The organism is Paenibacillus xylanilyticus, from assembly GCF_047246825.1.
Taxonomy (GTDB): Bacteria; Bacillota; Bacilli; order Paenibacillales; family Paenibacillaceae; genus Paenibacillus; species Paenibacillus xylanilyticus_B.
In genome coordinates this window covers 697,551-723,690 of sequence record NZ_JBFOLB010000002.1, presented here as the reverse complement: position 1 = coordinate 723,690, position 26,140 = coordinate 697,551, and the positions used below count along the sequence as shown (strand labels likewise).

22 protein-coding genes are annotated in these 26,140 nt (G+C 45.1%); 20 read left to right on the top strand and 2 right to left on the bottom strand.

From position 1 onward, the window contains the following. Positions 1-56 precede the first annotated feature (56 nt). The 13 genes from AB3N00_RS17990 to AB3N00_RS17930 all read left to right on the top strand — a co-directional run bounded on the left by AB3N00_RS17990 (position 57) and on the right by AB3N00_RS17930 (position 17,507). Positions 57-1,292, top strand: a complete 1,236-nt coding sequence (locus AB3N00_RS17990) for an MFS transporter (RefSeq protein ID WP_413035788.1) — start codon at positions 57-59, stop codon at positions 1,290-1,292. Positions 1,293-1,633: 341 nt separating this feature from the next. Further along, positions 1,634-1,846 (top strand): hypothetical protein, encoded by a 213-nt coding sequence (locus tag AB3N00_RS17985; protein ID WP_175397409.1) that lies wholly within the window; start codon positions 1,634-1,636, stop codon positions 1,844-1,846. A gap of 120 nt (positions 1,847-1,966) precedes the next feature. Further along, positions 1,967-2,863 carry an RCC1 domain-containing protein gene (locus tag AB3N00_RS17980; protein ID WP_413035787.1) on the top strand — a complete coding sequence of 299 codons (897 nt, stop codon included), beginning with the start codon at positions 1,967-1,969 and terminating at the stop codon, positions 2,861-2,863. Positions 2,864-3,417: 554 nt separating this feature from the next. Continuing rightward, on the top strand, positions 3,418-6,717 hold the full coding sequence (locus AB3N00_RS17975; RefSeq protein ID WP_413035786.1) for a hypothetical protein: 3,300 nt from the start codon (positions 3,418-3,420) through the stop codon (positions 6,715-6,717). 31 nt (positions 6,718-6,748) lie between these two features. Beyond that, on the top strand, positions 6,749-11,539 hold the full coding sequence (locus AB3N00_RS17970; RefSeq protein ID WP_413035785.1) for an RHS repeat-associated core domain-containing protein: 4,791 nt from the start codon (positions 6,749-6,751) through the stop codon (positions 11,537-11,539). Position 11,540: 1 nt separating this feature from the next. Continuing rightward, positions 11,541-11,888, top strand: coding sequence for a hypothetical protein (locus AB3N00_RS17965; protein ID WP_413035784.1), 348 nt, complete (start codon positions 11,541-11,543; stop codon positions 11,886-11,888). Between the two features lie 277 nt (positions 11,889-12,165). Beyond that, positions 12,166-12,537 (top strand): resolvase, encoded by a 372-nt coding sequence (locus AB3N00_RS17960; RefSeq protein ID WP_413035783.1) that lies wholly within the window; start codon positions 12,166-12,168, stop codon positions 12,535-12,537. A gap of 286 nt (positions 12,538-12,823) precedes the next feature. After that, positions 12,824-13,060, top strand: a complete 237-nt coding sequence (locus AB3N00_RS17955; protein WP_413035782.1) for a hypothetical protein — start codon at positions 12,824-12,826, stop codon at positions 13,058-13,060. 130 nt (positions 13,061-13,190) lie between these two features. Beyond that, complete coding sequence (locus AB3N00_RS17950; protein WP_413035781.1) at positions 13,191-13,652, top strand: hypothetical protein; 462 nt, start codon at positions 13,191-13,193, stop codon at positions 13,650-13,652. A 386-nt stretch (positions 13,653-14,038) separates the two neighbouring features. Next, positions 14,039-14,218: a hypothetical protein gene (locus AB3N00_RS17945; RefSeq protein WP_413035780.1), complete on the top strand. Its 180-nt coding sequence runs from the start codon at positions 14,039-14,041 to the stop codon at positions 14,216-14,218. A 201-nt stretch (positions 14,219-14,419) separates the two neighbouring features. Then, positions 14,420-15,118 (top strand): RNA polymerase sporulation sigma factor SigK, encoded by a 699-nt coding sequence (sigK, locus tag AB3N00_RS17940; protein ID WP_095289757.1) that lies wholly within the window; start codon positions 14,420-14,422, stop codon positions 15,116-15,118. 160 nt (positions 15,119-15,278) lie between these two features. Continuing rightward, positions 15,279-16,640, top strand: coding sequence for an amino acid permease (locus AB3N00_RS17935; protein WP_413035779.1), 1,362 nt, complete (start codon positions 15,279-15,281; stop codon positions 16,638-16,640). Positions 16,641-16,913: 273 nt separating this feature from the next. After that, complete coding sequence (locus AB3N00_RS17930; protein WP_413035778.1) at positions 16,914-17,507, top strand: GNAT family N-acetyltransferase; 594 nt, start codon at positions 16,914-16,916, stop codon at positions 17,505-17,507. 142 nt (positions 17,508-17,649) lie between these two features. Here the strand turns inward: AB3N00_RS17930 and AB3N00_RS17925 are convergent, their stop codons facing one another. Together AB3N00_RS17925 and AB3N00_RS17920 are read right to left on the bottom strand one after the other, a co-directional pair. Further along, complete coding sequence (locus AB3N00_RS17925; RefSeq protein ID WP_413035777.1) at positions 17,650-18,489, bottom strand: alpha/beta hydrolase; 840 nt, start codon at positions 18,487-18,489, stop codon at positions 17,650-17,652. A gap of 53 nt (positions 18,490-18,542) precedes the next feature. Beyond that, positions 18,543-18,965: a MarR family winged helix-turn-helix transcriptional regulator gene (locus AB3N00_RS17920; protein WP_413035776.1), complete on the bottom strand. Its 423-nt coding sequence runs from the start codon at positions 18,963-18,965 to the stop codon at positions 18,543-18,545. A 254-nt stretch (positions 18,966-19,219) separates the two neighbouring features. Here AB3N00_RS17920 and AB3N00_RS17915 point away from each other — a divergent pair, with 254 nt between their 5' ends. The 7 genes from AB3N00_RS17915 to AB3N00_RS17885 all read left to right on the top strand — a co-directional run bounded on the left by AB3N00_RS17915 (position 19,220) and on the right by AB3N00_RS17885 (position 26,139). Further along, the gene (locus AB3N00_RS17915; RefSeq protein WP_413035775.1) at positions 19,220-19,708 is read left to right on the top strand and encodes a HEAT repeat domain-containing protein; all 489 of its coding nucleotides are present in this window, start codon (positions 19,220-19,222) and stop codon (positions 19,706-19,708) included. A 104-nt stretch (positions 19,709-19,812) separates the two neighbouring features. Next, positions 19,813-20,475 carry a ribonuclease H gene (rnhA, locus tag AB3N00_RS17910; protein ID WP_413035774.1) on the top strand — a complete coding sequence of 221 codons (663 nt, stop codon included), beginning with the start codon at positions 19,813-19,815 and terminating at the stop codon, positions 20,473-20,475. 201 nt (positions 20,476-20,676) lie between these two features. Beyond that, complete coding sequence (locus AB3N00_RS17905; RefSeq protein WP_413035773.1) at positions 20,677-21,549, top strand: alpha/beta fold hydrolase; 873 nt, start codon at positions 20,677-20,679, stop codon at positions 21,547-21,549. 235 nt (positions 21,550-21,784) lie between these two features. Beyond that, complete coding sequence (locus AB3N00_RS17900) at positions 21,785-22,774, top strand: serine/threonine protein kinase (protein ID WP_413035772.1); 990 nt, start codon at positions 21,785-21,787, stop codon at positions 22,772-22,774. A 264-nt stretch (positions 22,775-23,038) separates the two neighbouring features. After that, entirely contained in the window at positions 23,039-24,370 is a 1,332-nt protein-coding gene (locus AB3N00_RS17895) for an ABC transporter substrate-binding protein (RefSeq protein ID WP_413035771.1), read from the top strand. A 69-nt stretch (positions 24,371-24,439) separates the two neighbouring features. Further along, on the top strand, positions 24,440-25,321 hold the full coding sequence (locus AB3N00_RS17890; protein WP_413035770.1) for a carbohydrate ABC transporter permease: 882 nt from the start codon (positions 24,440-24,442) through the stop codon (positions 25,319-25,321). Beyond that, on the top strand, positions 25,318-26,139 hold the full coding sequence (locus tag AB3N00_RS17885) for a carbohydrate ABC transporter permease (protein WP_413035769.1): 822 nt from the start codon (positions 25,318-25,320) through the stop codon (positions 26,137-26,139). The genes AB3N00_RS17890 and AB3N00_RS17885 overlap by 4 nt, the downstream gene beginning before the upstream one ends. Position 26,140 lies beyond the last annotated feature (1 nt).

Sequence of the window (26,140 nt, the reverse complement as noted above, 5' to 3'; positions counted from 1 at the left end):
AAGAGCAAAGCAATTACAGAGAGACAGAAGATGGAGACAGGAGAAGAGAACATCATATGAACATGACAGAAAGACGTGCTTCGACGTCAGGTAAACGAGGGGCTTTTCCAATATCCCTGTTATGCCTGACGTTAGGCGCATTTGCCATTGGTATGACTGAATTTATTATCATGGGACTGCTCCCGAATGTGGCTGCTGATCTACATGTGAGCATCCCGCAGGCAGGACAACTGATTACGGGCTATGCACTGGGTGTCGCCGTTGGCGCGCCTGTGCTGACTGTCTTTACCCATAAGATACCGCAAAAAAAACTGTTGGTACTGCTGATGTGCATTTTTATCATAGGTAACGCACTGTCCGTCATTTCACCAACGTATGGTTTGCTGATTTCGGCGCGCATCTTGACGGCATTTGCACATGGTACGTTTCTCGGTGTAGGGTCACTCATGGCCACTCGTCTGGTTGCACCCGAGAGAAGGGCAGGCGCGGTATCCGTTGTACTTGCAGGGCTTACGATTGCAAACATTATTGGGGTCCCTTTTGGTACATTTATCGGTCAACAGCTCGGATGGAGATCTTCGTTTGGGGCCATTACCATTCTGGGCATCATCTCATTGATCGGCATCATCCGTTTCATTCCGGTTATTTCGCAAGGTGAGCCGGCGAACCTCGGACAGCAATTCCGTAATCTGGTTCGTCCACAGGTATTATTAATACTGCTCATTGGTGCCATGGGCTGTGGAAGCTTGTTCGCGGTCTTTACTTATATTACACCGATGCTGGTGGATATCAGCGGCTTTGCGGAGCAGAGTGTAACATGGATTCTGGTGCTGTTTGGCGTTGGTGTCACGCTGGGTAATATGCTTGGCGGCCGTCTCGCCGATTGGAAGCTGATGCCTTCCCTGATGGTCAACTTCGGCGTACTGGCTGTACTTTTGGCGGTACTCACTTTGACACTGGAGAATCCATATCTGGCGGTCATTACGATCTTTTGCTGGGGTGTCGCGGCGTTTGGGATCATGCCTGGGCTGCAGATTCGGATCATGAATATGACTCGAGAAGCACCGCTGCTCGCCACAACATCGAGCCACTCCGCGTTTAACCTGGGGAATGCAGGCGGGGCCTATCTAGGCGGACTTGCCATTACCCATACTGGACTTATTTCAGTACCGCTGTACGCAGCAGCTATTGCCGCATTGGGCTTGCTCGGACTCTTTATAAGTCTGGCGATGGAACGCAGACAGCGTCTACCAGAGATCCCGGACGTTGTGGAGCCTGCACCGCTCAGCTGAATATGGTAGGTTGATGCAGCCTCCACTCCGCATGAAGTTGTGGTGTGGAGGCTTTAGATTTTAATGTGGGGTTATAATAATTGGATTGATAAGGGGATCTATAGTTTGGGAGTACATGTATACATAATGAAGGGAGTTTTCAAGTCAAGAAAGCTGGTTATCCCAAAGAAATTACATAACCCTTCCACGAATCGTAGTGAAAGATTATACTGTGTATTTTAATGAAGAGATACTTGAACGAATGGCAGTAATTATAGTAAGGGCGACGGTAAGTTATAAGGATGGAAAGATGTAGCGTATACATCCGACTGTTTCCACTCGATATTGAAAGGATAGTAATTGTGAGAAAAATAATTAATTTTATTCTTGTCTTGCTGATCATTTGGGTAGCGCTACTTTATCCTTTTCGTTTGGCTTGGTTTGAAGGTGTACTTCAAATTCCTGAAGATCTTCATGATGTTTTTTTACTTTTCTTGTTCTTTGGATATCTTATTTGTTCATCTGGTATGGGGCTGCTTCTTGGCAAGATGTGTTTTAAACGAAAAGAAGAATAGTTACAGGCAAGCAAGGACTAATATTAGTGTGTTCTGGAGTCATATGCGGCTCTAGCAATCTAAACGACCACGATAAGTACTTAAAAGAACAGATCTTTGTTTTCAAGGAGGAGGCAAAGCATGGATTATGGTTCACCGAAAGAAGCGATGTTAAAGGTGAAACAGTGGCCTAAAGAAACGATAGCAGCGGGGCGTCGTCATACCGTTGGGCTTACATCTGACGGCGTGGTGATGGCTGTGGGTGATAATAAATTGGGCCAATGTGATGTAAGCTGCTGGCGGGATATGATAGCGGTCGCGGCTGGTAATGTTCATATGGCGACGAACACGGGTAATGCTCATACTATCGGACTTAAATCTGACGGCACGGTGGCGGCTATAGGTTGGAATAAGGACAACCAATGCGAGGTAAACGACTGGCGCGAAATTGTAGCGGTTGTGGCGGGTTGGCGTCGTACGATTGGTCTCCAATCGGACGGTGCAGTGGTAGCAGTGGGCAGAAATAATGAAGATCAATGCAATGTTAGCAGCTGGAAAGATATTGTGGCGGTTGCTGCAGGTGACTGGCATACGATTGGTCTTCAATTGGACGGCACGGTGGTGGCTGTGGGGAATAATCGGTATCGCCAACGCGAAGTAAGCGATTGGTGCAATATTGTAGCAGTCGCTGCGGGTTATCTCCATACCATCGGTCTTAAATCAGACGGTACGGTGATGTCTGTGGGTGGTAATAAACATGACCAATGCGAAGTAAGCGGTTGGGGTGGTATTGTGTCTATAGCCGCAGGTAGTAATCATACCGTCGGCCTTAAATTGGACGGCACAGTGGAGGCTGTAGGCTGGAACAAGTATGGCCAGTGTAATGTAAGTGACTGGCGCGATATTGTGGCGATAGCGGCAGGTTGTGCCCATACCGTAGGGCTTCAATCAGACGGCACACTGGTTGCTGTGGGGGATAATGAATATGGACAATGCGATGTAACCAGCTGGCGCAGCATCCAACTGCCCGGAAATTAGTTTTCTAAAATGTACAGCATTTAGGTTATGGAAGCACAATAAATAGAGAAGAAAATCAACTAGAAACACCTTCTACTGACAAGGAAATAAATAATGAATTCTTCATATACTTCTTTCGTTCTTGTAATTTTTCTATTCTTCTTGCTAATCTAATACTTAATTTTTATACACAATGCAAAGTTGCTTAAATATGTAGAGGAATGATTTAGAAGTTTGGTGCAATATATAACTTCAATTACTCTTTAGAAGTCGCCATTATGGCGGCTCTTTTTTGTTTCTATGGATGTAAAGTTCTGACCTGCGTCTAAAACTAGGACCGAGGTTACTACAATCCTTTCTCACGATCAAATTTGTCTGAATTGTCCTTTTCTGAAAAGTGGGTATTATTTAATTCTTGTTATCTGAATTTTAAAAGGAAAATAGTCCCTAAAAGTAAGGACTATCCTACTATATCCTAAAATAAGGAAAATGCCGATAATCATTTATTAGACTCCATTTATATCACTCTTGAGGTATCAAATGGATAAAACCCTTAAAGGAGGAAGACAACTTTCATGAGTTTAAGAAAAAGTTTTATCGTTTTTCTGGTCGTTTGGTTCGTGATGGGAACTATGCTTCCGACAAGCGGATATGCGCTAGCGGATCAAGCGGATTCCATAATATCGACCGAAAGTAGCGCGGAGAATGTCGATGTTTTGATGGAGGATTCAGCTTTAACAGACGCTGAGAATCTGGATGTTTTTGATCCGGACATCCACGAAGAACCAGAGGGTGTAGATGAAGATATAGAGGATATAGAAGATGCACAGACCGTAACAGAAGATACGTATGGTGAGGATTTCTTTACGACTCACGCCATGGCATTAGCCGAAGAGCAAGTTATTGTGATGTATCCTGGTGATTCCTATAGCTTCACGAATACTGGAACTCGCTCTCGATCCTTGAGTACAGATGCTGCCACATCGAGAAGCAGCTCTTATGATTATGCGGTTTATAAAGCAGATGGAAGCATTTCAACAGATAATATGAACTCAACAAGCAGCTTATCCGTAGGAGCAGGATATACCGCTGTCGTAACCTCAAGTGGGAGCAATGCATTTACAGTAACCATTCCTGTTGAGTTTACCTATAGTGTATCTGCGAATCCGGCCTTACATAAAGCGACCTTGTCCAAAGGTGAGAGCTATCGATTCGTCAACGAGGGAACACAAACGAGAGCGGTGAGTGCGGATACCTCTACAGCACAAGACCGTAAATATGATTATGCCAATTACAATGAAGATGGAAGCCTTTCTAGTTCAAATTTTGAATCAACGGGAAAACCCTACTTAGGGGGAGGAAACGAGATCATCTTTACAGGCGCCGGATCTCAGCCTGTAACCATTGGACTCCCGTACGAAGTCTATACGGGTGAATGGAGCGATGAACCTGCGTATACTCGAGTGACGCTGAGTCAGGGTGAAAGTTACCAGTTCACCAATATCAGCGCTAAATCTGATGCGCTCCAAAGTGATGGGTCCACCAAAGACAAGCATGACTATGTCGTTTATCTTCCGGATGGTACGGAAAGTTCCACCGGAACCAATACATCGACTAAGCCTACGGTTGCTGCGGGGAGAACCGCTGTATTGACCTTGGTAACAGCAACACCAGTAACGTATGGTGTACCGTATCGGACATTTGATGTTCAGAAAGCCGGTGGCGATGCCATTACTCGAGTTACCGTGTATCCTGGAGAATCCGTAATTTTTCGGAATAATGGTTCCTTAGCCAATCCGATTAAAAACAATGCAAGCAGCACCAACGGAGCCGTTTTTGATTATGTCCTGTATACAGCAGAAGACGTCGTTCATTCGGATGGTTTCAACAAAAATACGGATCCGATCATTCGATCTCAGGGTTATGCGGTCGTGACCGTAGCCGGGCAAGTCCCAATTGAATTTAGTTATACGGATGATTTCTCCGTCGAAGACAGCATGGAACCCGCATACCATCGGGTAACACTGAATCAGGGAGAAAGCGTGACACTTTGGAATAACAGTACCGACCGGGAGTATCTCGACAGTGATGCGTCCACCAGCCAAGGGCGGATATTTGATTACGTTACCTATTACCCGGACGGCACTGAACGAAGTACAAGAAAAGCGACGGCGGTTGAACCTGTTGTTTTTTACGGGAACAAAGCTGTAGTTACGAATGTATCCGCTCAACCGGTAACCATAGGTGCGATTTACACCATTTTTGATGTGGAGGATCGACCGAATGAAGCGCTAAGTAAGATTACCGTGTCACCGGGCCAATCGGTCAAATTCCATAATGGGGGTTCACTTAGCAACCCGATCCGGAGTAACGCCAAGTCGGTAGGTTCTCTATATGATGTCGTGGTGTATAAAGCAGACGGCAGAGCACATAGTGACAAATTCAATAACAATGGTAGTCTTGCTACAATTCCAGCCGGTGGTGAAGCCATCGTTACAGTAGTGGGAAGTACACCTGTACTATTCGAATACACGGATGATTTCTCGGTAGTGGATAGCCAGGAACCGGCTTATTTGCGTGTGACTTTGAATAAAGGGGAGAGTTACGCTTTCACCAATACGAGCTCGGATTCGGAAAGGCTCCGAAACGATGCTTCCAGCAGCGCAGGGCGAGTGTATGATTACACGATTTACAACGCAGATGGTACAGAGTCCAGTAGTAGAACAGCAACAGCGATCGAACCACTTGTCTTGGGTGGTAAAAAAGTTGTCGTTACCAATGTCTCCGATCAACCCATAACATATGGGGGGATTTACCGCGTTTTCCGCGGACAAGACGATCAAGTGCCTTCACCAGAATCGGAAATCACCATCAACCAAGGGCAGAGCGCAGTGTTTACGAATCCGGGTTCGGAACCTGCTGAGCTTCAACGTATCGCAGGAGACACTTCCGTTGTGGATTATACGGTCTACGATAGAACCAATACAGCATTGTCTTTTGTGGAAGGTAGAAGTCATGCAACATGGGATATTCCAGCGGGTGCAACGCTTGTCGTCACCGTAGTATCTTCGGAGCCGGTAACAATTCAATATGCCGCTCCTGTGACGGCCAGTTCCAGTCAAGAACCTGCACTCATCAAGCGGGATTTGGCACCCAATAATATGGTGTTATTCTCGAACACATCATCCTATACATCCGTGCTCCTTGCATCTCAAGCAGAAGGAGTGGCCTATGATTACATTATCCGTGATCAGAACCAAGTGGTTATTAGGGAAGGTAAGAATGCGGCAGGGGGACAACCCATACCTGGACATGCTGACATTCAGGTGCATAATGTAGCAGTCCAAACGCTGCATCTTGTAGGTGCTTATCGCCAGTTTACGATTAAGGAAGTGAATGTGGAGTTTCTGACCTTGTATGAGGGTGTAGAAACGGAGCTTCCAACTCTTCAGCAAGGCAATGTGTACTATCGTTTTACCCCTTATGGTACTGGCAAGTACCGGATTGCGATTAAAGAGTCAGAGGACTTTTCAATCGAGCCTCGGCTGGAGTTATATGCAGATAAGGAACTGAGTAATCCAATAGCGGCTTCAGTGGAACAGGAGCAGGTGTACGGTGAACAGTATACCGTGCTGGAGTGGGAACTTCAGGGCGGACAGACCTATTATCTGAAGCTAAGCGAAAAGGATGGAAAACCAGTTCAAGGTGTCATCAAGGCAGCTCAAATGTATATTCGCAATGATAGTTCTTATGAATACGGCTATGGTAATCAATTGCTCAAAGTGGTGCTATTTACGGGAGATCAAATTGTATTTGAGTATGACCGTAACGGAAATTTGACCAAACGAACGAAAAAGATTTTCCCATTTAATTAACGATTGTCTAAATCTAGGTTGAGGTGATGGAGTGTTTAAGAAAATAACGATCATTTGGCTTTGCGCCATTTTGGTACTTAGTGGACTCGGTTCTTTTGGGTATGGGGGACAAGCAGCTGCGGCAGAAGGAAAAGATTCCATTCCTTCCGCCACCTACATTACAATTCATAGTTTAAAAGAGCAATTTGGTATTGGAGAAGATTGGATTGAAAAGAAGCTAGATCAGGGGTACTCACTGTATCAACTGTACAAGGCTTTGCAAACAGACCGCACAGGCGGCGAGGCAGCAGAGAAATGGTTAGAAACGCAAGAGACTAGTGAACCGATTCAAATGGAGGGGCTAAGCCCTTCCGGATCGCCACAGGAAAATACGTTTTCAATTAACGCACTTGAAGAGGATATTTCAGGTACAGGAACGACCGTGGATGAAACTGGGATAAACCACGTCGATATCCGGGACAATGCATCCCTGTACATGACGTCTTATGGAGCGGAATCGATCTCTACCGCTACAGGGGAGATGATGGTTAGTAACACGGATCTTTCTCTACCAGGCCTGATTCCGTTTGATCTGACACGTGTCTATGACAGTGCTAGAGCAAGTGGACAGCTCGGTGTTCAATACGACGAAACGACACAAACATATTCCAACGTGGTTACGCCACGTAAGGAAGAACTCAATACGGGATTGGGACAAGGCTGGCGCTGGGATATACCTTACATGGAGACTCGCGGGAATGAACGGTTTGTCCTTATTCCAGGCGTAGGTTATTATCGCTTAAACGCTAATCTTGAACTTGAAGGTTACGTATGGAATGATGTAATCGTGAAGCAAGATACGACCGTGACCGTGGATGGCCAGTCCAGTAATTACCGTTTGTCGCTCCGGAATGGCTACGATTATTTGTTTAACGGAACCGGAGAGTTACTGCAAATTACAGATGGTTACCGTAATACGGTGAATTTTCAATATACAACATTGGATGGAAACCAAGTCATCTCCCGGATTCAAAACAGTGAAGGTCAGGCACTGACTTTTGCTTATGACGACTTGAAGGTTACCGTACAGCTTGCCGGAACGGACCGGAAAGTAACGTATACACAGCGGGAAGATGAAGGAATTCGCACTTTGCGAGAATTCACGGATGCACTGGATCGAACCACGACGTATACGTATTACTATCCAGAATCCAAATTCAATTTCCTGCCTGAGCTGCAAAGCAATCAGAATGCGCATGGTGTAATGCATACTGCTTTATTGTCACGAATTACAAGTCCATCTTCTGCCATTACGGATTATGCATACATTCCAGCGATTAAGCAAATGGGAGAAGCTTCTTCCTATTTCGTCTTTAAAGTCAGAGAGCGCAAGAGCCATTTCAGTACGACCGATGGCGAAGGCACGTTGGACAAAATCAACTTTGAATACTCCGGAGAAGATCTGGATTCTTACGGCCAATCGGCTACTTGGACAACGAAAATTAAGGCTGCACATACCGTGGATACGTGGACGTTCTCCAAAACGTTTAGTGCCGCCACTGAACCTGATCTAGTTTATGCAGACCAGCATACACTAACTGGAGATGATGTAACCTATTCTACAGAGCTTCAGTACGATAGCCAAACCAAACGGAATCTCCCGACTCAGACGACTGAGTGGGTGAGCGAGAGTGGTCGTTCTGGCGAGAAGTTGACTACGTCTATCACATACGATACAAACGGCATGGTGACGTCCGAGAAACAAAGAACAGGACAAGAATCAACTTATTCTTACGAAGTGGGCAAAGCGCCTTACCATTGGATCAAACCGGTGCGGATCACCACTAAGGTGAATAGCACTTTGGAGCAGTACACGGAACTATCATATAACAATCAAGGGGACATGTTACGGACCACCACTAAAAACGGATATGGTGGACAATTGCTCTCTGATTCAGAAGTGAAGCTGGATGATAAAGGCCGCGTCGTCAGTACAACCGACAAAGGCGGTACATTAGCTAAAGATCGTACAGCAACATTCAGCTATCAGCCGAATGCAGGGCATTTGTTGGAATCGACATCGATGACCGTGCATGATGCTGCTGGTAAAGCAGAATCTCTTGTGGAGACGTATAGCTATACGTCTGCAGGTGAACTGGAGACAATGACGAATGCTGCCGGAGAACAGGAAACAAATCAATACGACAAGTCAGGGCGTTTGGTTCAAATTGCGCATGCAGATGGTACGCAATCGACAACCGCATATGATGACACGAACAACATCATTACTAGCACATCACCAGACGGCATTGTGACTTCACAGCGTTACAATCCATTAGGATTACTTGTGGAAGAGCAAACGGCGGATGCAGCATATAAATATGCCTATGATGGCGAAGGAAACGTGACAGCTTCGGAAGATGCTGAGGGGAATGTGACGAGGTATTTGGTCAACGCGTTTGGACAAACGACAGAGACTCAATATCCGGATGGAACCAGAAACACAACAACAATTGATCCTGTTGGACAAACCGTAACGGTTCAGGATGCTTCCGGGTACCAGACTCGTGAGAAAATGGATTTGCTGGGACGCACGACAGCAGTAGAAGAATATCGGGACGGTACATTTGCTCCGTTGCAACAAAGAGAATATGACTTGAGTGGCAACGTGACTGCATCCATTGATGGTAATGGGGAGCGGACGACATATACGTACGATGCGCTCGGACAAATTGCAACAGCAACCACGCCAAAGCAAGAAACCAGCCGCTATTTTTACAGCTACCAGGGCCAGGTGACCCAAGTTGTTTCTGCCAACGGCCAAACGGTGACCAAACAGTATGATGAATTGGGTCGGATCATCAAGCAGACCCCACCGAAGCTGGATGGTTCTGCGACTACCTTCTACTATGATAAAAAGAGTAATTTGATCAAAAAGCAGGATCGGCTCGGAAAGATCACCGAGTATACGTATAACAGCGACAACATGCTTACAGGGTTCAAAGGACCGGATACCTCCGTATCGTATACGTACGACGAGATGGGTCGTAGAACGTCGATGACGGATGATCACGGCAAAACGACCTATTCATACCGTGAAACGGATGGTATGCTCAGTGGGCTGGCCTTCCCGGATGGAACCCAGCTGGAATATGAAAACAATACCCAGCAGCGGTTGGGATATACCTTGTCCGATGCCAAAGGGCAATCCTTGCGGGTACACGGTGAGCTGGACACGATGAACCGGGTCACTTCCATGGATATCACCTCCGGAACAGGGGGCGCTTCAGCGCTCGCAGCATCGGCCCAGACGCCTGTGGATCGAATGACCTTTAGTTATGCGTCGAACAGTTTGCTGGAAAACGTATCGTTTGGGAATGGGCTGAGCACAAGCTATCAGTTCGATGGTTATGATCTATTAGGAGTCACCGTTTCCCAAGGAACGAGCGCCATTCATCAGTTCGACTATGAATATGATGGAGATAAAAACATCACGTCCCGTACTCAAAATGGGACAAGCGATCAGTTTACGTATGATGAACTTAGTCGCATCCAAACGGAATCGGGTTCGCAACAAGAAACATACACCTATGATTCGAATGGTAACCGGTACAGTACTGGTAGTGGTAAGGTATACGGACTGAAAGATGCAGAATATACCTATGACAGTCAAAATCGATTGGTCAAAGCCACTGGTGAAGGCAAAACAGTAACCTATAGCTATAATGGGGATGGTTTACTGTATGAACGAACTGAAGGCGATCAAACCACCCGATATTACTACGATGAGGAAGCCAAGCTTATAGCGGAAGCCCAAGTGACGTCCGGGAAAGCTGAACTGACCTATGCTTATATCTATGACCTGTATGGTCAACTGTGGGCACGTCAGGACAAGCAAACTGGAAAATTGGAATACTACCAATTCAATGGTCATGGCGATGTAGTCGGACTTGTGGATGATGCTGGCCAAGTGTTGAACGAGTATACGTATGACATCTGGGGTGGACCACTCACAACGGAAGAAACGGTTCCGAATGTTCTACGTTATGCTGGTGAATATTGGGATGAGACAACAGGGCTTCAGTATCTACGAGCTCGTTGGTACGATCCAGGTATGGCACGATTTATTGGCGAGGATACGTATGAAGGTGAACTGAATGATCCGTTGAGTTTGAACCTGTATTCGTATGTCAGTAATAACCCGTTGAAATATGTGGATCCGAGTGGACATATGCCGAAGAATCTCTTAAATGGTTTCTTAAAGGATTTCTTGAACGGCCGGAATGATGGGACACAATATACAAATTTAGAATTATCTGATGCCGTGTTAAATGCAAATGGAGATGATCGAATATATCTAGCTTTTCATGAAATTGCCCAAATCCATTCAGCGAAAGCCATACACTCAAAAACAGGGTTAAGTACAACTTTGGAATTTCATGTAGAACAAGAAATTGCATGGTGGCCAAATAAGCATTATTGGGTAGATATAGTAACATCAGACGGTCAAATGTGGGAATTGAAGGCCAGAAGAGATGTTCCATATGGCAGCACCGACGGATACTATGAAGATGCAGAAGAGCAACTGACAAAGTATCAAGCTGCAAATAAAAAGCTTGTAAGGGGAGGGCAGTATGGAGCGATAAAAGGAATTATCATTGAGGGTGATTTATATATGGATATTGAATTCTTTGGTAAGGGGAAGGTATTATACGAATTCTATCTGGATTACGGTAATGGTAAAACTGTATCGATGACAACAAGACAGGCAGAGAATTATGTTGATGCAAACCATTTATATCCACCTGAATTTGGATTTAAATCTAAAAAAAGGAGAAGGTAGTTTGACAACAAAACTTATCATTTCCTTGCTTCTTATTCTGTTCCAAGTGGGGTGTAGTATGAGTAATGAAAGTGATTTTGTAAATGAAGCAATGTATGTAGTAGAAGTGTTGGAGGCTTCTATAGAACACAAAGCGTTTCCTAAATCAGAGAGAGCAAGGATTGAAGAGTTCTTCGAGAGAGAACTTTCACAAGAAGAAGCGGGAATTCAAGAAAAATTGATAAGTGTTTATATGGCCTTTCTGGGGAAAACCGATTTTAAAAATACTAATTCTGAAGAAAATAAAACGTTGTTTGAACAACTAAATATTGAGTTAAATGCAATCGATGAAGAATTAGAAGCAATGTGATTGAAGAAAATGATATAGCTCTGAAGCAGCTAAGTGTCTGGATTTACAAAAATATATCACAAGTAGAAGTATGGGTAGTGAAAACTAAGAGCCGTAAAAAAAGTTCACGTTTCGTAAAATCTACCCTATAAGATGGACACTTTGAAAAAAAGTCCATCTTATAGGTTGTTTGTTTATTACGAAAAAAAGTAGTCTTTAATGACTTAGTTATAATTGATGCTTTAAGAGATGATTTAGAGGCAGCAATAAAACTGTACAAGTAGAGGAGTCGGTGATTATGAATCAAAAATCGAAAGAATTCCTAAAAAAAATGCTAGAGTTCTTACCGTCAACTGAGGCTGCTTATAGAGAATCAATCATGTTTAACGGTAAAGTTCTAGAAACGGTAATAATTGAAGACATCTTCATGCCCGAAATAATTAGACTATTAAGAGAGGAAAAAAACATCAATCTGTTAGAGCAAATTTTTAAATACTTTGAAGAAGTTTCCAATGATGAAGATGCTCACTTAATGAACGTTTTCTCAGTTACCGTTTTGGAGATACTTGGGAATGACAGATCTATTCTAAGGACTGCACAGAAATACATGGGAACTAAAACAATAGAACTTCAAATAGAAGCTGATAGAGATTTAGGCAGGAGAATCTAGTCAGCATAGACTCATAAGATTTTGACGACAATGTCCAAAATTTGATAGATTATTTTTTGAGTCAGGAGTTTTAATCAAAGTCTACGCCGTTGAATCATAATTTTAGAAACCACATGTGGACGATAAATAAGTTCCATGTGGTTTCTTTGGTTTTTTTTCATTTTTATCAATTTAGATGAGTCACTTGAAATGCGGTGAATAGTATACCTAAATAGCTGGATTAAAAAAAGAGTTAGGAGTAAAGTACCAGATTAATGCGGAGTATACCTATGACAGCCAGAATCGGTTGATCAAAGCCACTGGTGAAGGAAAAACAGTAACCTATAGCTGTAACGGAGATGGTTTGCTGTATGAACGCACTGAAGGCGACAAAACTACTCGTCATCATGGGACTTTAAATGATTTTCTTAAAAAGAATGGTTATACAACTGGATATCCAAGAGATACATTTGATATGAAGAAACAACTTGTTTACAAAGATGGGAGACTCATTGGCGAAATCCACATAGGACAACCTCAGTAAGTAAATAACATTACAAGGGGTACACCGACTGGGTACTATTTACCAACACATTTTCAACGTAATGATATAGTAACTGGAAAGTTATCGGACTGGCATCATATTTCGCGGCGTAAATTAGGAGGGAGAAACTTTGAGCTATACTTATCTGAAAAAATTTCACAAAGTTACTAGTATTGATGCTGCAACTGCGATCTTTAATTGTTGTACTGAGAACGAGGAGATTTTATTTGCATATATTGAGAGTAATCTGAGCCATGAATCAGAAGAAGATAAAGAGTTCATTCATTCAAATCAAGTGGTTGTGAGTGATGAATGGATTTTTCCTGGAGAAAACATGGGTTATGTTAATAAGATCATTTGGTATAAAACAAAATCGACAACGGATATTGAACGAGCAATGTTGATTGACAATTTCTTTAGATGTATCATTCTGCCTAAAGACGCAGAACTTTCTCAGTTTAACTATCTGTTCTATATGATAGAAGATGAAGATTCACCAGTTTTAATTGTTGTTGATCAGAAATCAGACTTTAAGAAAGTAGTTTTGCCTAAGATAAAGCATTACTTAAGGGCATCCAACATTGAACAGTAGAACTTGGACGCGTACTATGGCTCAATAACAGTATGTCAGCAACAACAAAAAAGCCCGCATTCTTCGCGGGCTTTTTTGTTGTCTACGGCACTTTTTCTTTCCCAGTCGCTACCAAATTCTCCTCATAACTGATTTGATGGCTTCAGCTCCCGTCATACTGCTTCGTACGTGCAGGCGGATACGGTGGAACCGCAATACACGATGATCGACTTTCCTTGTTCAGCTAGTAAAAAGACCCAACAGTGGAAAGGTATATCGACCAAAGATACGGAGTATACGTATGACAGTCAGAATCAATTGGTCAAAGCAAGCTGTGACCGGATTAGACATATATCCAAAAGCTTAATAATGATTAATATCATTTTTTCCAAAGAGAAGGTGACAACGTGTACTACTATAAAGGCGCATTCAGAGGCGCGGATAATTTTATCTATTTCAAAAGCGATGTTCCATTAGCCGAGAGTGATGTCGTTATATTGGGAGAGAAAAAATATTTTATCGAGAGCATACAGAAAGAATTCCTGCTCCTTCAGAAGGTTGGCTCCATTGTTGAAGTGAGTACGTGATACTTATGGCAAAAAATAGGCTGCACAATCGCAGCTAAAGCAGCGGTATTCCCTAAAATAAAGATCCATTAAATCATCGCAGTAACATTCCCTTTTTCAAGTGTACGTGCACTTCTGGGCCTCCGCCTACATACAATAGATCGACCCTGTTCCTTCACGTGCTCAGGCCAGATCGTTGTAAAACTGCAGGAGGTGTCATCTGTGCCCGGATTGTTTACCGCAATTGCCCTGTTCATCAAAGAGTTAACGCTGCTCGTCTCGTATGTCAAAAATAATGCGTTTCCCCAGCCGCTGGCTGAGGACGAAGAAGCCAAACACCTGCGCCTCATGGCTGAAGGCAACGCCCACTCCCGCAATTTGCTCATTGAACACAATCTGCGCCTCGTTGCGCATATCGTCAAGAAGTTCGACAATACGGGGGAAGACCTGGAAGATCTGATTTCGATCGGAACCATTGGTTTAATCAAGGCCATCGAAAGTTTTCAGCAAGGCAAAGGAACCAAACTCGCCACATTTGCGGCCCGCTGTATAGAGAATGAAATTCTGATGCATCTCCGTTCCCTGAAGAAAACACGCAAAGACGTCTCCCTTCATGATCCCATCGGAACGGACAAAGAGGGCAATGAAATTACATTGATCGATATCCTTGGAACCGAAGCGGATGATGTCGTAGACAAGGTGCAGCTTAAGATTGAAAAAAGCAAAATTTACCGCAATCTCGACATCCTCGATGATCGGGAGAAGGAAGTTGTCATTGGACGATTCGGCCTGGAGGCAGGCGGGGAAGAGCGGACTCAGCGCGAAATTGCCAAGGAACTCGGCATCTCCCGTTCGTATGTATCACGGATTGAGAAACGGGCGTTAATGAAGCTGTATCATGAGTTCTATAAGCAAAAATAGTTGACCAGAACAGAGGGCGCCTTGTTAGAAGAGGTGGCCTCTTTGGCATAAAAAAAACATAAATGAAGGATAGGTATTCTGGTCACTTTATTATATGATGGGTTGTATACAAGTTTCAGCAACGTAGAGAGCATGTGCAGAAAGAGAGTGGTGGTTTACCATGCAGGAAGAGACATTAACACGAGGATTAAAAAACAGGCATGTCCAGCTCATGGCGATTGGGGGTGCAATTGGGACAGGCCTCTTTCTGGGTGCGGGCAAGACGATTCAATTGACAGGACCGTCCATACTGCTGGCCTATATCATAACAGGTGTGGTTTTGTTTTTGATCATGCGTGCATTGGGGGAGCTATTGTTAAGCAACCTGAAGTATCATTCCTTTGTGGATTTTGTGCGTGATTACCTGGGAAATATGGCAGCATTCATTACCGGCTGGACCTACTGGTTTTGCTGGATCTCCATCGCCATGGCGGACATTACCGCAGTAGGCATGTATACGCAGTTTTGGTTTCCTAATGTACCGCAATGGATGCCCGGTTTAATTGCGTTGGTGATATTGCTGGTCATGAATCTGGCAACGGTGAAGCTATTTGGTGAAATGGAGTTTTGGTTCGCTCTAATTAAAGTAATCGCCATTCTGGCACTTATTGTTGTCGGTTTATATATGATATTTAAAGGTTTTACTACAGATCAGGGGACCGCAAGCTTTACCAATCTGTGGAGTCATGGGGGATGGTTCCCGAATGGCATGCATGGGTTCATCATTTCGTTCCAGATGGTGGTGTTCGCTTTTGTAGGTATGGAACTGGTCGGACTGACAGCGGGGGAAACGGAGAACCCGGAGAAGGTTATTCCCAAAGCCATTAACCAGATTCCCATCCGTGTGCTGCTCTTTTATGTTGGTGCACTGCTGATTATTATGAGCATCTACCCATGGAACGCGATAGTACCGAGTGAAAGTCCCTTTGTGCAGGTGTTTGCAGCCGTAGGTATTGCGACAGCCGCCGGCATTGTGAATTTCGTGGTGCTGACATCCGCAGCTTCGGCGTGCAATAGTGCCATTTTCAGTACAAGCCGTATGGTATTCTCAATGGCAAAGGATCGTAATGCGCCGGAGTCGCTTGCCCGCCTGAATGGCCGAAAGGTGCCTTCCAATGCGCTGTTTTTCTCCACACTGGTCATCCTGGTTGCGATTATTCTGAATTATGTGATGCCTGAGGGCGTATTTACACTGATTACAAGTGTTTCGACCGTGTGTTTTATCTTTGTCTGGGGGATCATGGTGATCTGTCACCTGAAATACCGCCGTACCCAGCCGGAACTCGCTAGTCGGAGTCGGTTTAAACTGCCGCTCTATCCATTTTCGAACTATCTGATTTTGGCTTTTCTGGCGTTTGTGCTCGTAGTTCTAGCATTGGCAGAAGATACACGGGTAGCGCTGTTTGTTACTCCGGTTTGGTTTGTGCTCATGGCGGGGATCTATCTCTTCAAAAATAGAAGTGCAACCACAACGCAAGGTTAAAGCGCAAATGGTTTTAATACGGATGAGGTACCTTGTACTAAGAAAGAAGTAAAAAAAGGAACCGTCCATCATTGATGGGCGGTTTTGATGTTTTAAAGTGACCATTTCTCATCTGAATGAAGTTATAACGTATTTCTAAATTGAATCGGATGCAGAAGCACTTCCGGCTGCCCTGTAAAAATGATTACGTTTTGCACCAAGAGGAGTCTATACTGGCAGCTTATTTATCTATATTATGTTTTATATAAAACCAGACGGAGGTGGACAGTTATCATGCAAGACAAAGATGTTGTTCTGGAAGGGAAAAAGGTAACTCTTATTCCGATGGAAAACAGCCACAAGGCGGAATTAATTCGTGTCTTATTTACTCCAGAAGTATGGGAATACACCTGGCGAACGATCCATACACCTGAAGAACTCGATCAAGTACTGACGCTTGCACTGGAGAATAAAAAGAACGGATCACAAATTCCCTTCACCATTGTGGATCAAGCGACAGGAGCGATCATCGGAACTACCCGAATTGGCGATCTTGACATGGGTAACCGAAATGCAGAGATTGGATGGACCTGGCTTACACCTGACTATTGGCGGACGGGAGTAAACACGGAGTGCAAATATCTTTTGCTGCAATATTGCTTTGAAGAACTGAATTTAATGCGGGTGCAGTTCTCCGTAAGCGGACAAAATGTTCGATCGCAACGAGCCATTGAACGAATCGGAGCCAAGAAGGAAGGCGTATTCCGTAAGCACAGAATAAAGGCAGACGGCTCGATTCATGATAATATTTTTTACAGCATCATAAACAATGAATGGACGGATGTAAAAGAGAAACTTTTGATTTTATTATCCAAATCATATACATAATCACTAGTGTGGGATTTCCAGATGATGCACATCCGTAATGAGGCTGCCCCCAGGATGACGTAAAGACCCGAAGTACGTTCCTGGGCGTGGTTCTCAAAACAGCCTGCTATTATAATCAACCATTAATCGATTCTAGCCAAGGTTAACTGGAGAGCTCGCTCTTTCTCCGCTGCAGCCACTCCAGAATAATCTCAACAGTTTCCATATATCGCTGACCCACAAGCAGTCCGGTATGGGTTGTATGCCACAGTCCGGCGTATTCCGCGTGAAGCTGCTTAGCGGTCAGCCTGCCTCGCAGCTCCTCTTCGTCACTGGATACGGCTTTGATGACCAAACTGGGGCATGTAATGGACTCACCGTTAATGGATACAACGTCTGCATCGCCGAAGAACGCGGAGAATGTGCTGAATGCATGCGACGATTCCATGGCCAAGTACTTGCGTTGAAAAGCAATGTCCTCTGCCGACTCATCTATGCTGGTCAGTTCATCGCGAACGGGTGCAGGAACGATGAGGCCAGGCGTTATTCGGTCCGCTTCATATGGCACGGAGTGAAGAACTTCCTGGCTTAGACTTGAATCGATCACGATCAACCCTCGAAGGGTAGACGTTTCTGCAAGCTTTTGACTGAGAATGCCACCCATGCTGAATCCAATAAGAACAGGCGGCTCCCCGCACTCGGCGATGACTTCCTGAATATCCTCCAGATAATCTTCGAAGGTCACCCGGGTCATGTCCTGCACTCTGCTCTTGTAGTGGCTTCTCAGATTCATGACATAACAGGTCCAGCCTTCATGGATGAAATGAGGGATGTATTTGCTCCACATCCAGCTGCCTGTATAGGCACCGTGAACGAATAAGAGTGGGGGTCTATGGCCACTTATCCCTGGAACTACATCTCCCTCAAATATCTCCAGATACAAGTCCTGTTCCCCAATGTACTTTACGGTATGATCAGGCAGCAATTTGGTATAGTCTGTCATGTGTAAATCCTCCAAACATTTAGTTTTATATCAAACTATTCATCCAAAAAAATTTAGAAGTTGCTGTGAATTTTCATCAGTATCCGCAGCAGTTCCTCTTTCTCTGTTTCTGTGATATCCGCGTAAAAGGCATTCAGAAGGCTCTGGGAAATCTCCTCAAAAATGGGCTTTAGATCCTCGCCTTTAGGCGTTAGGGCAACATGAACTACACGGGTATCATCGTGGCTCCTCTCCTTGATGACGTATCCCATACGGACCAGCTTGTCGACAAGCGCTGTGACGGTAGATTTGTCTTTGCCAATTTTTTTGGCGATCTCGGCCATGGTCATTTTAGGTCTGTGATACAGAGCATAGATAATATCGCCATGCGAAGTGGCAATATCCTGAACTCCATGCTTGGTCATCTCGGATACGATAAAACGGTTGGAACTCTCTTTAATTTTGGATATGAGTGATATGGCGTCTCTTGTTTTCATAACTCCAATATAGTTTGTCATCAAACTAAAGTCAAGGAGATTTCGAAACAAGGGAGGACTCGATGACCAGCATAAGACCTAGACAAGCAAATAATATGGCTGTCATTATTCAAGTAAGTTGCGTACCCAATCAAGCTGGGGAAAATAGTCCCAAAAACAAAAGGACCATTATACTACGTTCCAAATGAGGAAAATGACCGATGTTATTAAGGTAGTTCCTTTCTGCTAACAAACGAGGAGTGATACAACTTACGATGCATACGAATATAAAACAAGAATTTCTTTCTCAAGAAGATACGGAAGAAGCTTTACAACGAATAATGCATATTGGTGAGAACAAGGATACCTCTAAAATTCATTTTCTGATAAAGCTTCTGGAAACTACAGAAAACAATGTACTACGAAACCAAACGGCCATCGCATTATCCGATCTTGGAGATGAGCGAGCGGTCGAGCCATTAATTCAAGCTATAATGGACCCCAGAACATTGGGAAGCAGGGGGACGCTGTTATACGCTCTTGAAGACCTGGATTACATACAACATATAGAGCACATCATTCCATTTATTGGGGATACCAGTCTGGAAGTGTGTGCACAGTCATTCATGCTGTTAGAGCAATTAAAGGATAAGCTGTCCGACGAACAGATACTTAGATGTCAACAAGTGATTGAGCACGAAATCAAACATAATGAAAGAATGCTTTTGGTCGTAGCATTAGACATGTTGAATGGATGGAGGTAGGGCGCGTCCATGAACTAGGCAATTCCTTATCCGGTGCTTTCATTCCCTCCTTCCTTTCGTTTACAATAGGGTATTGAATGCAGCAAACGAAGGAGCGGGTATTGATGGCAAAACAAAAATACTATGTCGTGTGGGCTGGCAAGCAGCCAGGCGTATACAGCACGTGGGCGGAATGCAAAGCGCAGACAGATCATTTTACCGGGGCAAAATATAAATCGTATGAATCCAAAGCCGCAGCCGAAGAGGCTTACCGTTCCGGATGGAAGGGAAACTGGGGAACTGGTGCAAGCGGATCGGGTAGTTCTTCCAAAACCAAGTCCGTCAGCAGCCGCAGAAGCGCAGGTATGGAAACTTCGGAAGAAGTGGACTACGACAGCATCTCCGTTGACGTAGGTACGCGCGGAAATCCAGGACCCGTGGAATATAAAGGGGTGGACACTCGCACAGGGGAGATTATTTTCTCCGTCGGACCGATCTCCAAAGGCACGAACAACCTGGGTGAATTTCTGGCTATTGTACATGCCTTGGCGCATCTCAAAAAAGAAGGCAGCAACAAGACCGTGTATACCGACTCCGTAAACGCCATGAAATGGCTGAAGCAAAAAAAGGTATCCACCACACTGGCTCGGGATACCTCGACAGAAGAGATCTGGCTGATGATTGACCGTGCGGAGCAATGGCTGCGTACGAATACGTACAGCAACAAAGTGCTGAAATGGCAGACGAAACAGTGGGGCGAAATCAAGGCGGATTATGGGCGCAAATAAGCAAAGATCCTAAACGTGTGTTACATTATATGAAGTCTATTAGAAACGATATTTACAATTTCCAGTTTCCATTCTATAATCATCTGAATATGAGAAGTTACACATATGGAGGAGCCTGTCATCTGCAGGCCCTCTTTATCTTTTTGGTCCACCCATTTTTCGTGAAGGTATTGGGAAGAGTACACATTGCAGGAGGCAGACATGAGTTCCATTTATAGAAGTGAAGAAGGCAAGAGCAGTATTCTTGAGGATTATGAAGCCTATCTTGAGAATCTGGGCGAAGGCATTACACGGGAATACGTGGAGACAAGGTTTGGGCAAACGCATGTATTATTGACGGGTCCTGAAAACGGTAAACCTTTATTTATTCTCCAGGGCGGAAACTGTGTGAATCCGATGACGTTGTCATGGTTCTCTTCCTTATTCAAGGATTACCGGATTATTGCTCCCGATACGATCGGTCACCCCGGTTACAGTGAAGAGACACGAATCTCGGCGAGGTTTGATAGTATGGCCTTGTGGGTTTCCGACTTGATGGACCATTACAAGATTGAAAAAAGTGCGTTTATCGGGCCTTCTTTTGGCGGTGGAATTATCCTTAGACTGGCTACGTACATTCCGGAGCGTATTGCATGTTCTGTATTGGTATCTCCTGCTGGACTGGCTGTCGGTTCGAAATTTAAAACAGCTCAGGATATCGTTCTACCACTTGTGAAATATCGAATGACTTCTTCTCCATCTTCTTTGCAAAAAATTACAGGCACCATGTCATGCAACTGCATGAAGGAAATGGATAAAAACATTATGGGCAAAATCTTCAAATACGTCAGCATGGAGCAGGATAATCCGAAGCTTACGGAGCGGGAAGAGCTGGTGAATTATACGTCGCCAACGCTGCTGCTGGTCGGAGAGAAAGATGTCTTTTTCCCTGGGGACAAGGTCATTGAACGAGCTCAGAAAATTATTCCGAATGTACAAGCCGTCAAATACGACACGGGTCATTTTCCGTCTCAAGACGTGCTCATTCAGATGAACGAGGAAATTCGCCAGTTTCTACAGAAGAACTACGAATAGGCTGCAGGGACGGGGCGGAGTGAAGTGTTTTTCCAGTTTAATAAAATAAACCGCCCCATCTGTCGATAACATATAATTAGAGGATTGTTTTAATGAATATTCCCGCATGACTATGTTTCGAATTGCATCATTTGGTTTAAATATATGGTTGGCGATGAAACGCCTGCTGATTGGAACGGAATGGTGCAACATGCGGCAAGTCTTCCGATCAACAAGGTTGAAAAGAGGGTCTGTTATGAGAAAAGACAATTACAAAATGGCACTGCAGCGCAATGCCATTCTAAACGATACATATCAGGTAAGACAGGTACTCGCCAGCAGCGAGCTGGCTATTGTGTATGCAGGAAGAGACAAAAATACAGGGGCGAAGGTAGCGATTAAGGAATTTTTCCCGCAACGGCTGGCTTCGCGTCAATCCGATAAGCGGGGAGTGTACTGCTCTTCGCGCGGCTTTGGCGGGCAATATCAGGAGCTGCTTGCTGCCTTTTTGGTGGAAGGTGAATTGTTGTCTGACCTCAGCCATCCCCATATCATTACATACATCGATCATTTTGAAGAAAATGATACTGGGTACCTGATTACGGAATACTGCAGCGGGATGACCTTGAATGAGTATTTGAACGAAAATGACCATGCACTGGACCCTGCATTTATTCAGGGGACGCTGCTTCCTCTGGTGGACACCCTCGACTACATTCATAAACAGGGGATTCTTCACCGGGATGTGAAACCTTCCAACATTATGATTATGGAGGACGGGACGCCTATGCTGCTGGATTTCGGTTCGGCTGCTCGCTGGCCCACACAATCTGGAGGCAAGCAGTCAATCTTTACGTCTGCGGGATATTCGCCGCTTGAATTTTATTCCGAGAAATCCAGTCAGGGACCGATGTCAGACATCTATAGCCTGTCAGCTCTCCTCCATTATTGGACATGCGGACAGCCCCCGATGGACGTGAAACAACGTCTGTTCCAGGATGAGTTACCCTCTGTTCGCAGCCACAACACGTATGTGAATCCATGGCTTGCTCGTGTCATTCATTGGGGGCTGACTGTCCGTGCCGAAAAGCGCTGCGCTTCGCTGGCTTGGGTCAGAAGGTCTCTGCGAGTTCAAGCCTTGATGTGGAAAATACGCAAACCAGGCACGTTGGAATGGACATTGGCAGAGAATGAACATACTCAGGTCTATGATCTGGATCCGGGCAAAAAGCATGAGACGGCGTGAACGATAACCTTTTCATACCGAATAGGTACGCCTAATGAGATATAACACAATAAACAAGCCAGTTCGCCTCCCTTACGGGCCGAACTGGCTTATTTTCTGTGATCTGAAAGAAAAATTATTTCTTTTTTAAATTTATTTATGGAAAAATACTTCATTCTAATTCCAGAGGCTGCATATACTCCATTTGAAAGATGGAGTGATAAGTCAGGACATCGGACGCAAGCGCTGGCTCCCGTCTTACACCAAACTGAGGGGGAATGTTGTGTGACCACCAACAGAAAGGGTTTTACAGTATCTTTGCTGTTAGTCGTTATGATGGCGATGTTGCTTGCCGCCTGCGGAGGGAATGGCAATACGGCGGGTAAGCCGAGTCCGGGAAGCACTGGGGAAACAGGCACAGAAGCCGAGACTGGCACTTCCACTGGAGAGCCTGTCACCCTGGAGTTTTGGACGATTGCACTGCAACCCACCTTCAATGATTACTTTAATGATTTGATTGCCAAGTATGAGAGTAGTCATCCTGGTGTGACAGTGCAGTGGAAGGACTACCCTTATGATGCGATTTCACAGCGTTTGTTGACCAGTACGGCCAGCGGCAACAGCCCTGATGTTGTGAATCTGAACACCGAATTTGCCAGTCAATTGGGAAGCAAGGGAGCCTTGTTGAATCTGAGCGAATATCTGACAGATGAGGAAGCGAAGAGTTACTTTGAAGGCATTTATAATTCTACTATCTTGAATGGCAAGGCTTACGCGCTTCCTTGGTACACAGGTACGGAAGTGCTTTTCATGAATACTAAGCTGGTGCAGCAAGCGGGCCTTGACCCGGCGAATCCTCCTCAGACTCGGGAGGAGTTGGTTGAGTGGGGCCGCCAGGTCTATGAGAAGACTGGAGTTGCGGGATATGCGCAGCAGCTTGTCTCCAAGTTGTTCCCAATCGATGGCATCCCGATCCTGAATGAGGATAAAACCGCCGCGGCCTTCAATACGCCGGCAGCTGAGGAGATGATCGCCCAAATGCGCGATCTGATGGCCGAAGGTGTGGTACTGAAGGAGGATGCGGAATTCAGCAAGCAGATCCAGTATTTCTCTGGAGAGCAGGTGGCTTTCCAGTTGTCGGGACCAACCTTTATCAACTTCATCAAGAAGTCTGCGCCGGATGTTTACAAGAATACGATTGCCGTACCTCTGCCAACGGGCAAAGCAAACCTGCGACTCTCCAACTCCATGAACCTCGTCGTGCCGCAGAAGTCCAAGAATCCCGAGCAGGCTGTAGAATTTGCCGCCTTTATTACCAATTCCGAGAATCAGACTGCCTTCTCCAAGATAGCCAACACGTTGCCGTCGAGCAAAGCCTCCATTCAAGATCCGTTTTTTACGGAATCCGACGGCTCACTGGAAGCCGAAGCGAAGGTCGCTTCTTCCCAGAGTCTCGACAAAGCGACGGACTATATGGTCGGCGTCCCGAGTGCTGCGGACATCAACTCAGCGCTGACGCGTGGCTTGCAGGAAATTCTGATGAATGAAGCGGACATTAAAGAGACACTGAACTCTGTGGAGAAGGAAGTTAACAATATTCTGAGCCAGGGTTCTTAAACGATATCGGTAAAGCTTGTTGAGGGGGAGATCTCCCCCTCGATCCTTGAGGAGAGGGAGGCATGAGAGGTGTATAAGGCGATTCGATCCGAATCTTTTACCGCATGGGTGTTTATGGCACCAGGCTTGCTGTTTTTGGCGGTGTTTACCTTTTGGCCGATTATTTACGGGATACCGCTCTCATTCACCGATTATTCTGTTATTACGGAGACACATTACGTAGGACTGGATAACTTCACTCGTGCCTTCAAAGATCACAATTTTCTGGTTTCGCTGTGGAACTCGCTGGTGTATGTGCTGATTGTGCCAGTGATTCAACTCTTCTCAATCTTAATGGCGATTTTGGTCAACAGCCGGATTCCGGGTGTCAAAATGTTTCGGGCAGCCTACTATATTCCTGTCGTAACCTCAATGGTTGCAGTGGCACTGATCTGGAGTTGGTTGCTGGGCAATAATGGCGTGGTCAATTATCTTCTGCTGAAGGTAGGGATTCTTAGCGAGCAGGTCTCCTGGCTCTCCACGAGCAATACAGCTTTGTATGTTCTGATGTTCATCACCATGTGGAAAGGTCTTGGCTATTACATGATGCTGTATCTGGCAGGACTTCAGGGCATTCCGGCAGATCTCTATGAAGCAGCCCGGGTGGACGGGGCAGGGCCTCTGAGAATGATTATTCACGTGACCATTCCCTTGCTGCGGCCGCATATTCTTTTTTGTACCTTAATCTCAGTAATGGGGGCGATCCGCGTGTTCGACGAGGTCTATATTTTGACCAAAGGCGGGCCAGGAACATCGACGTTGACCTCAAGTGTTTATATTTTTCAAAAAGGGCTGGAGCAGTTCAACTTCGGTTATGCCTCGGCACTTGGACTGATCGTCAGTGTATTGGTAGGAGCGCTTAGCGTGCTGGTGTTCCGTCTGAACCGGAAAGGCGGGGTGAATTCCTATTGATACCTAAAGGGTTACGTTATCTAATTACCTACATTCTGCTGATTTTGCTTGCCCTGTTCATGATGGGTCCTTTCCTGTGGCTACTTAGCGTATCGCTAATGCCAGGCCGCAATGTGTTCGCCAATCCGCCAGCGATCCTGCCCACGTTCGTCGCTTTCGACAACTATGTGCAGGTGTGGGAGTTTATGGAGTTTCCGCGCTACATTATGAATACCGTGGTCATAACCCTGCTTGGTGTGGTGTTCAACATTATTTTGTCATGTTTGACGGCATATCCGCTGGCGGTTTTCCGTTTTAAGGGAAGGAATCTGGTATTTACGCTAATGATCTCGACCATGATTATTCCGTCCGCAACGGCCATGATTGTGCATTATCTGACCATACAGGCCTTGCATCTGGGCAATACGTTTCTTGGTGTGGTGCTCCCGGCTGCGGTGTCGGTGTTCAACATCTTTCTAATGCGGCAGACCTTTATGGGCATCCCGGTGGATATCAGGGATTCTGGCAAAATGGATGGAGCCTCCGAGTTTCGTATCTTCGTACAACTCGTCATGCCTCTGGTCAAACCGGGGATTGCCGTCATTGGGTTGCTGGAGGTCATGGCGTTCTGGAACAATTTCCTGTGGCCGATTGTAGTGCTGGATGATCCACAGAAGTATCCGCTGGCAGCAGCTCTTACGTATTTAAATGGCCAGTTTTCCTACAATTTTGGCTGGATTGCCGCCGGAACGATGATTTCGGTGCTGCCGATTATCATCGTGTTTCTCTTCACGCAGAAATACTATATGGAAGGTATTGCGGGTGCGATTAAAGGATAAA